Source organism: Erythrobacter sp. (assembly GCF_023653175.1).
GTDB lineage: Bacteria > Pseudomonadota > Alphaproteobacteria > Sphingomonadales > Sphingomonadaceae > Erythrobacter.
The window spans coordinates 1-7028 of the sequence record NZ_JAMNXL010000186.1 but is presented as its reverse complement, the minus strand read 5'-3'; the positions used below and the strand labels follow the sequence as shown (position 1 = coordinate 7028).

7 protein-coding genes and 1 pseudogene are annotated in these 7028 nt (G+C 73.2%); all 8 read left to right on the top strand.

Translation table 11 applies throughout. From position 1 onward, the window contains the following. The coding region (locus NBV68_RS16205) for a helix-turn-helix domain-containing protein (RefSeq protein ID WP_296311738.1) at window positions 1-577 on the top strand (577 nt) is incomplete at its 5' end. After that, window positions 574-936: a flagellar hook-basal body complex protein FliE gene (fliE, locus tag NBV68_RS16200; RefSeq protein ID WP_296311735.1), complete on the top strand. Its 363-nt coding sequence runs from the start codon at window positions 574-576 to the stop codon at window positions 934-936. The genes NBV68_RS16205 and fliE, both read left to right, overlap by 4 nt. A gap of 3 nt (window positions 937-939) precedes the next feature. Continuing rightward, window positions 940-2637 (top strand): flagellar basal-body MS-ring/collar protein FliF, encoded by a 1698-nt coding sequence (gene fliF, locus NBV68_RS16195; RefSeq protein WP_296311732.1) that lies wholly within the window; start codon window positions 940-942, stop codon window positions 2635-2637. Then, window positions 2637-3677 carry a flagellar motor switch protein FliG gene (gene fliG / locus NBV68_RS16190; RefSeq protein ID WP_296311731.1) on the top strand — a complete coding sequence of 347 codons (1041 nt, stop codon included), beginning with the start codon at window positions 2637-2639 and terminating at the stop codon, window positions 3675-3677. Before fliF ends, fliG begins: the two co-directional genes overlap by 1 nt. Further along, on the top strand, window positions 3661-4335 hold the full coding sequence (locus NBV68_RS16185; RefSeq protein WP_296311730.1) for a flagellar biosynthesis protein: 675 nt from the start codon (window positions 3661-3663) through the stop codon (window positions 4333-4335). Before fliG ends, NBV68_RS16185 begins: the two co-directional genes overlap by 17 nt. A gap of 29 nt (window positions 4336-4364) precedes the next feature. Further along, window positions 4365-5666, top strand: coding sequence for a FliI/YscN family ATPase (locus tag NBV68_RS16180; protein ID WP_296311741.1), 1302 nt, complete (start codon window positions 4365-4367; stop codon window positions 5664-5666). Beyond that, window positions 5659-6096: a hypothetical protein gene (locus NBV68_RS16175; protein ID WP_296311728.1), complete on the top strand. Its 438-nt coding sequence runs from the start codon at window positions 5659-5661 to the stop codon at window positions 6094-6096. The genes NBV68_RS16180 and NBV68_RS16175 overlap by 8 nt, the downstream gene beginning before the upstream one ends. A 40-nt stretch (window positions 6097-6136) precedes the next feature. Beyond that, window positions 6137-7028 (top strand): annotated as a pseudogene (locus NBV68_RS16170) (hypothetical protein); the annotation flags it as partial.

Genomic DNA, 7028 nt, shown 5'->3' with positions numbered 1-7028 from the left:
GGGGCGGTTCCGCGAGGACCTGCTCTATCGCCTCAATGTCTTCCCCCTCGCGCTGCCCGCGCTGCGCGACCGGCCTAGCGACATCGCCCCGCTCGCCTTCGCGATGCTGCTGCGCCATGCGCCCCGGCCGGTTAAGGGCCAGTCTGTTACCGGGAAGCCCGGCCAGCCCGGTTGGCTCACACCGCAAGCCCTCGAAGTGCTGGAAGCCCACCCCTGGCCGGGCAATGTCCGCGAGCTCGAGAACGTGATCCGCCGCGCGATCCTGCTCGCCGGCAGCGCGGCGGCGATCGCGCCCGACCATATCGTGTTCGACACCGCGGTGCGCCCGATTGCCGCGACCGGCATGGCTGAGACTGCCGCAGCCGGTGCCCCCGCGCTGACCCGCATCACCGCGCCGCGCTCGCTCTCCGACGTCGCCTTCGCCTCCGAGGCGCGCGCGATCCTCGAGACGCTCAGCCGCCATCAGGGCAACCGCGCCGCGACCGCGCGCACGCTCGGCATTTCGGAACGCACGCTGCGCTACCGCCTCGCTTCGATGCGCGGCGCAGGCCTGATCGCGGCGGGAGGTGCGGCATGAGCGCCTTGAGAGTAGGCTTCGGCGTCGAGGACGTGATGGCGCTGCGCAGTCAGGTGCTCGCCCGCAATGCCGCGCTGCGCGAGGTGCGCGCGGCGAGCGAAGCGGGCGGCTCGGTTCAGGCGCTCGGCAGGGTTCCGGGCGCGGGCTTTGCCGATACGCTCCACAATGCCCTGAAACAGGTCAGCGCGGTGCAGGCGCATTCGAGCGACATGCAGGTCGCCTTCGAGCGCGGCCAGGTCACCGACATCGCGCAGGTGATGCTCGCGCGGCAGGAGGCGGGCGTCGCTTTCGAAGCCACGCTGCAAGTGCGCAACAAGCTGCTCACCGCCTATCAAGACATCATGCGGATGGGGGGCTGATAGATGGCCGACGCGCTTCCCGTGCCCGCCGATCCCGCAGGGCTCCCCGCCGCTCCTCCCGCGCCTGCGAGCGGCTGGCGCACCATGCTGCCTCCGCAAGTGCAGGGCTTCGTCAGCCAGCCCGCGCTGGCCCGCGCGTTGCCCACCCTGGGCGCGCTCGGCGCGGTCGCGGCGGCGGCCACGCTGTGGATGTCGATCTCCTCGGGCGCGGACCGCGTGCTCTACACCAGCCTCACCGATGCCGAGCGCGCCAAGGTGGTCGAAACGCTCGAGGGCGGCGGCATCGCCTATTCGATCGACAACGGCACCGGCGCGATCCGGGTGTCGGAGAACGACGTCTACCGCGCCAAGATGCTGGTCGCGAGCAATGCCGGGATCGCCGCGCCCGAAGGGGCCGAGGCGATGCTCGATGCAATGCCGCTCGGCACCTCGCGCACGCTGGAAGGCGAACGCCTGCGTCTCGCGCGCGAACGCGAACTGATGCTGACTATCCGCGAGATCGACGGGATCGAGAGCGTGCGTGTCCACCTCGCCACGCCCGAGCGCTCGGTCTTCGTGCGCGAGAACAATGCCCCCAGCGCCTCGGTGATGGTGCGGCTGTTGGGCGGGCGCAGCCTGTCGCCGGAACAAGTGGGCGCGATCGTCAACCTCGTCGCTGCGAGCGTGCCGGGGATGAGCCCCGATGCGGTGCGCGTGGTCGACCAAAACGGGCGGCTGCTGTCCGATCCGCGCGCGGCAGCAGGCGAAGGCCTCGATCTCCAGCGCGAGCACGAGGCCAAGCTGCGCGAACAGCTCGACGCGCTGCTGCTCCCCCTGCTGGGCGAGGGCAATTTCAGTGCGCAGGTGCAGGTCGAACTCGAGAAGACCGAAGTCACCACCGCGCGCGAGACCTACGAGAAGGAAGGCGCGATCCGCACCGAGAGCGCGCGCAATGCCCAGCGCACCGGCACCGCGCCGGTCGGCGGCGTGCCCGGGGTTCCGGCCAACACCCCGCCTCCGCAGGCGCAGCTGGTCGACGGCGCGCCGCAGCCGACCACCCCGGCAGCCGCGACCACTTCCGACACCGAAACCGCCACCGACCGCGCCTATGAGCTGGGCCGCGAGGTCGCGGTCACCACTGCCGGGCCGGGGGCATTGAAGAAACTCTCGGTCGCGGTGGCAGTCAGCGACAAGGCATTGAAGGCCGCCGCGCCGCTCAATCGTCAGCAATTGCAGGCGCTGGTCAGCGCGGCCGTGGGCGCCAACACCCAGCGCGGCGACATGGTGCAGGTGGTGGCGAGCAAGTTCGAACCCGCCGACCTCGCCCCGCCCGCATTCTACGAAGAGCCGTGGTTCGCGATGCTGGTGCGCTATGGCAGCGCGCTGATCGCGGTGCTGCTGGTGCTGCTGCTGGCGGTCAAGCCGCTGATCGGCAAGCTGCGCGGCGGCGGCGTGAAGGGCAAGGGCAAGGGCAAGGCCGAAGATGCGGCCGCCGATGGTGCGCCGCTGGCGCTTTCGACCGACGGAGAAGGCAAAGGCGCGGGCGAGGTTGCGGACACGCAGTCCGGCAGCACCGACAGTGGCGTTCCGCTCGAAGATCTCCCTCGCCAGGTCGAACTCGCACGGCGGCTCGCGGCACAGCAGCCGGAGCGTGCGGTCGAGGCGCTCCAGCGGATGCTCGAAGCGCCCGATCCCCGCGACGACCGGGCGGAGGCGGCCTGATGCCCGAAGAGGATTTCAGCACCGGCGCTCCCCCGGCCCCCCCGCCTGCGCTCCTCAGCCGGGTCGACCGCGCTGCGGTGTTCCTGATGCTGCTCGGCGACGAGGAGGCGACCGGTCTCCTCTCGCGTCTCTCTCCGCAAGAACTCGAAAAGCTCGGCGCGGCGATGATGGCGCTGGGCGAGATCGAACAGCCGCAGATGGCCGAGGCGCTCGCCGATTTCGCGGGCGAGGCATCGCGCGAGATGCTGCCGATGCGCGGCCGGGGCGACCGGGTGCGCACGCTGCTCGACAAGGCGCTGGGCCCCGCGCGCGCGGAAAGCATGATGCAGCGGATCGAGCCCGACGCCGCGCCGCGCTCCCTCGAGCTGGCGAAGTGGCTCGCGCCGGGCGTGCTGGTGCGCCTGATCCTCGATGAACACCCGCAGGTGATCGCCGCCCTGCTGCTGCTGATCGAGCCGGAACCCGCCGCCGAGGTGCTGGCGATGCTGCCGCTCGAACTCCAGACGCTGGTGGTCGAGCGCGTGGCCAAGAGCGGCGCGATCTCCGCCACCGCAATTGCGACCATCGACACGCTGCTCACCCAGCGCATTTCCGCGACCTTCGGCACCGCCGCGCTGATGCTTGGGGGGCCGCGCGACGCGGCGAACCTCATCAACCTTGCCGCGGGCGAGCTGCGCAACACCGTGCTCCCCGCCATCGCCGGGCGCGATACGCCGCTGGCGGAGAAGATCGAGGAGGAGCTGTTCACCTTCGAGATGCTGTTCGCACTCGATCCGATGTCGATGGGCCGCCTGCTGCGCGATGTCGACAACGAGAAGCTGGTCGATGCCTTGAAGGGCCTCAAGGAGCCCGAGCGCGCGCCGTTCTTCGCCGCCATGTCGAGCCGCGCCGCGGACGGCGTGCGCGACGAGATCGACCTGCGTGGGCGCCTCGCCAAGAAGGACGTCGCCGCAGCGCAGAAGGCGATCGTCGAGATCGCACGCGGGCTCGCCGATGCGGGCGAGATCGTTATCGGAGCCGGCAATGGCGAATTCGTCTGATTGGCCGGGCGCGTTTGCGCCCTCGCCCGTGCCCGACACTCTCCCCGAGGATCCCGCCCCCGGCTGGCTCGCGCTGCTCGGCGGGGAAGCGGGTGGAGCGGCGGGGTTCCGCGAGGCGGCGCTGTTCGGCGCGCCCGAGGAACCCGCCCCGCCGCCGGAGCCGCCCGAACCTGACCCCGACGCGCCCGAACCCGATCCTCACGCCGAGGCGCTAGCGCGGGCTTATGCCGATGGGCTCGTTGCAGGCCGCGCTGCCGCCGAAGCGACAAGCGAGGCGCTCGGCCGCCGCCACCGGGCGCTGCGGCTGACCTTCCGCGCGCTCGACGAGGCCGCATTGGCAGTGCTCGCCGCCGATCTTGCCGCCACGGTCGAGACGCTGTGCGCGAGCGTGCTGGGCGAGGCGGCGCGTGATCCTGCGGGCTTGCGCACCCGCTGCGAAGCCGCCGCCCGCCGCATCGGCGGCGCGGCTGACAGCCTCGTGCTGCACCTTCACCCCGATGACATCGCGCTGGTCGAGGAGGGGGCGCTTGGCCCGATCCGGCTCGCGCCCGACGCCGCGCTCGAACCCGGCAGCGTGGTGATCGCGGGGCCCGAGGGCTCGGTCGCCGATGGTCCCGCCGAATGGCGCCGCGCGATTGCTGCCGCGGTGCGGGGATGATTGCCGAACTCCAGCTCGACCTCGCCCGGATGCGCGCCGCGCCGGTCGCCAGTGGCCCGGTGCTCACCGGGCGCGTGGTGACCTGCGACGGCGGGCTGATCGAGGTCGCGGGGCTCCCCCTGCCGGTCGGATCGCTCGGGCTGATCGAGAACGACGCGGGGGCCGAATGCCTCGCCGAAGTGATCGGTTTTCGCGCGGGCCACTCGCTGATGATGCTGCTCGGCGATGCGATGCTGCTGCGCCCGCAGGCGCGGGTGCGGGGGCTGGGGCAGCCGGGCGAGGTGCGGGTGGGCGAGGCGCTGTTGGGTCGCGCGGTCGATGCGCTCGGCGCGCCGATCGACGGCGGTCCGCGGCTCGATCTTCCGCAGGCCTGGCCATTGGGCGGCAAGCGCGAGGGCGCGCTGGAGCGGGCGAGCGTCGATGCGCCCTTCGATTGCGGGGTGCGCGCGATCAACGCGCTCGCAGCGATGGGTGTCGGGCAAAGGCTCGGGATCTTGGCAGGATCGGGCGTGGGCAAGTCGGTGCTGGTCGACACCATCGCTGGCCACGCAGTAGCCGATGTCACCGTCGTCGCGCTGATCGGGGAGCGGGCGCGCGAGGTCTCGGACTTCGTGAACCGGCACATGGGAACGCACCACAAGGGCGCGATCGTGGTCGTCGCTGTGCCGGCTGATCATGCCCCCAACCTGCGCCTGCGCGCGGCGCAATATGCGAGCAGCATCGCCGAATATTTCAGGGCGCAAGGCAAGCGCGTGCTGCTGATCCTCGACAGCCTCACCCGCGTCGCCCACGCCGCGCGCGAGCTGGCGCTGGTGCTGGGCGAGCCGGGCGCGGCGCGGGGCTATCCGCCATCCGCGCTCGCCGCGATCACGCGGCTGGTCGAGCGCGCGGGCAATTCCGCGCGCTCGGGCGGGGCGATGACCGGGATCTACACCGTGCTCGCCGATGGCGACGACACCAACGACCCCGTGGTCGACACCGCGCGCGCGATTCTCGACGGGCACATTGTGCTCTCGCGCGAGCTGGCGGCGCGCGGACATTATCCGGCGATCGACATTCCCGCCTCCCTCAGCCGGGTAATGGGCGATGTGGCGAGCGCGCCCGTCGCCGCCGCGGCCCGGCGGCTGCGGGCGCTGATCGCGGCGCGCGAGAGCGGGCGCGATCTGGTGATGATGGGCGCCTATCGCGCCGGCGGCGACCCGCTGCTCGACGAGGCGCTGGCGCTGTCCGGCCCGATCGACGCCTTCCTCACCCAGCCGCGCGGGCAGGCTGTGGCGCTGGCGGCGAGTCAGCAGGCGCTGCTCGAACTGATGGCCCCCGATCATGCGTGAAGCCCGCCGTCTCGCGCTGCTGCGCCGCCAGAGCCTGATCGCCGAGGTGTCGAGGAAGCAGGCGCTGCGGTCGCTGGCCGAGGCGCTGGAGGCTGAGGCGCGCGGGCAGGCGCTCGCCGCGCGCAGCCTGCGCCTGGTTGCGGCGAGCGCGGCGCGCGAGGGTGCGACCACCGGTGCGGCGCTGGCGCAGCGCGCGGCCTTCACCGCGGGGCTCGCGCAGCTCGCCGCCAATGCCGGGGATGCCGCGCGCGATGCCGTCCGCCAGCGCGATTGGCAGGCCGAGGCGCTCGCCCGCACCGAGACCCGCGCCAAGCGCCTCGCCGAGATGAGCGACGAGGCGCTGCGCACGCTCGCCGCTGCGCAGGAACGCCGGGCGGCGGGGCGCGACATGCCACTGGCACGCAAGTTGCAAAGCCGCCGGGACGATTGATCCCGCCCCTCCTTCCAGCGCGACGAGGATGATGCCCGACGTGACCAGCCTGCTCCCGCTCCCCCTCCCGCTCCTGCCCGATGGCCCCCGGCTTCCCGCCGCCGATGCCCTCACGGGCGGCCCCGCCATGATGCATTTGCCGGGGTCAGGGACGCCCGATTTTGCCGGCCTGCTCGAGGCGCTCGCCGCGTCCCCGCCCGCCGCCGCCGCGCCGGTTGTGGTGCCCGGAGTGGCCCCCGAGAGCGCCCCGCCGCAGCCCCCCATGCCGCGCGCCGAGGCCTCCCCGGCGAGCGCGCTGCCCGCATGGCCGACCGGCAAGAACCTGCCGGAGCCGGGCGAGCTCTTGCCGCCTGCCCTGCCGCCTGCCGGTTCGCTTGCCGTATCGACCGCGACCGCTCCGGCCCTGCGCCCGGTGGCGTCTCCCCCTGCCGCCGCCCCATCGCCGCTCCCCGGCCTTGTGACGGTCGCGCGCACGCCGGTGGCCGAAGACGGGGCGGCGCTGGATGAGACCCCCGCGCTGCCCGGCGCGATTCTCGGCGTGACGCCCGCTCCGCTCCCCGCCGCGTTGCCCGACATCGCGCTGCGGCCCGAGCCCGGCGATCACGGCCCTGTCCCGAGCCTTGCTCCGCCCGCACCGACGCGCGCGCCGCTGGCAGGGGGTGAGGGCACGCAGGTTGCGGCTGCGCATGCGGACGAACGCCTGCCCGCCGCCGGGCAAGGCGCGCCCGGCGAAGCTGGGGAGCCTGCCGAGGTGCCCGCGAGCGCCCCCGACCCTGCAACAACGCCGCAGCCGCCGACGCCCGCAGCGGCGCTGGCCCTTGCGCCGGTGCTGCCGGGTGACGCGGTGACGGCAACCTCTCCGCCCCCGCCCCCGCCCCCGCCCCCGCCCCCGCCCCCGCCCCCGCCCCCGCCCGCGACTGGCGCGGCGCTCG

What these genes read in the sequence shown, in the direction of transcription:
- fliE (WP_296311735.1), top strand. Translation starts at nt 574, where the DNA reads ATGAGCGCCTTGAGAGTAGGCTTCGGCGTCGAGGACGTGATGGCGCTG.
- fliF (WP_296311732.1), top strand. Translation starts at nt 940, where the DNA reads ATGGCCGACGCGCTTCCCGTGCCCGCCGATCCCGCAGGGCTCCCCGCC.
- fliG (WP_296311731.1), top strand. Translation starts at nt 2,637, where the DNA reads ATGCCCGAAGAGGATTTCAGCACCGGCGCTCCCCCGGCCCCCCCGCCT.
- NBV68_RS16180 (WP_296311741.1), top strand. Translation starts at nt 4,365, where the DNA reads ATGCGCGCCGCGCCGGTCGCCAGTGGCCCGGTGCTCACCGGGCGCGTG.
- NBV68_RS16185 (WP_296311730.1), top strand. Translation starts at nt 3,661, where the DNA reads ATGGCGAATTCGTCTGATTGGCCGGGCGCGTTTGCGCCCTCGCCCGTG.
- NBV68_RS16175 (WP_296311728.1), top strand. Translation starts at nt 5,659, where the DNA reads ATGCGTGAAGCCCGCCGTCTCGCGCTGCTGCGCCGCCAGAGCCTGATC.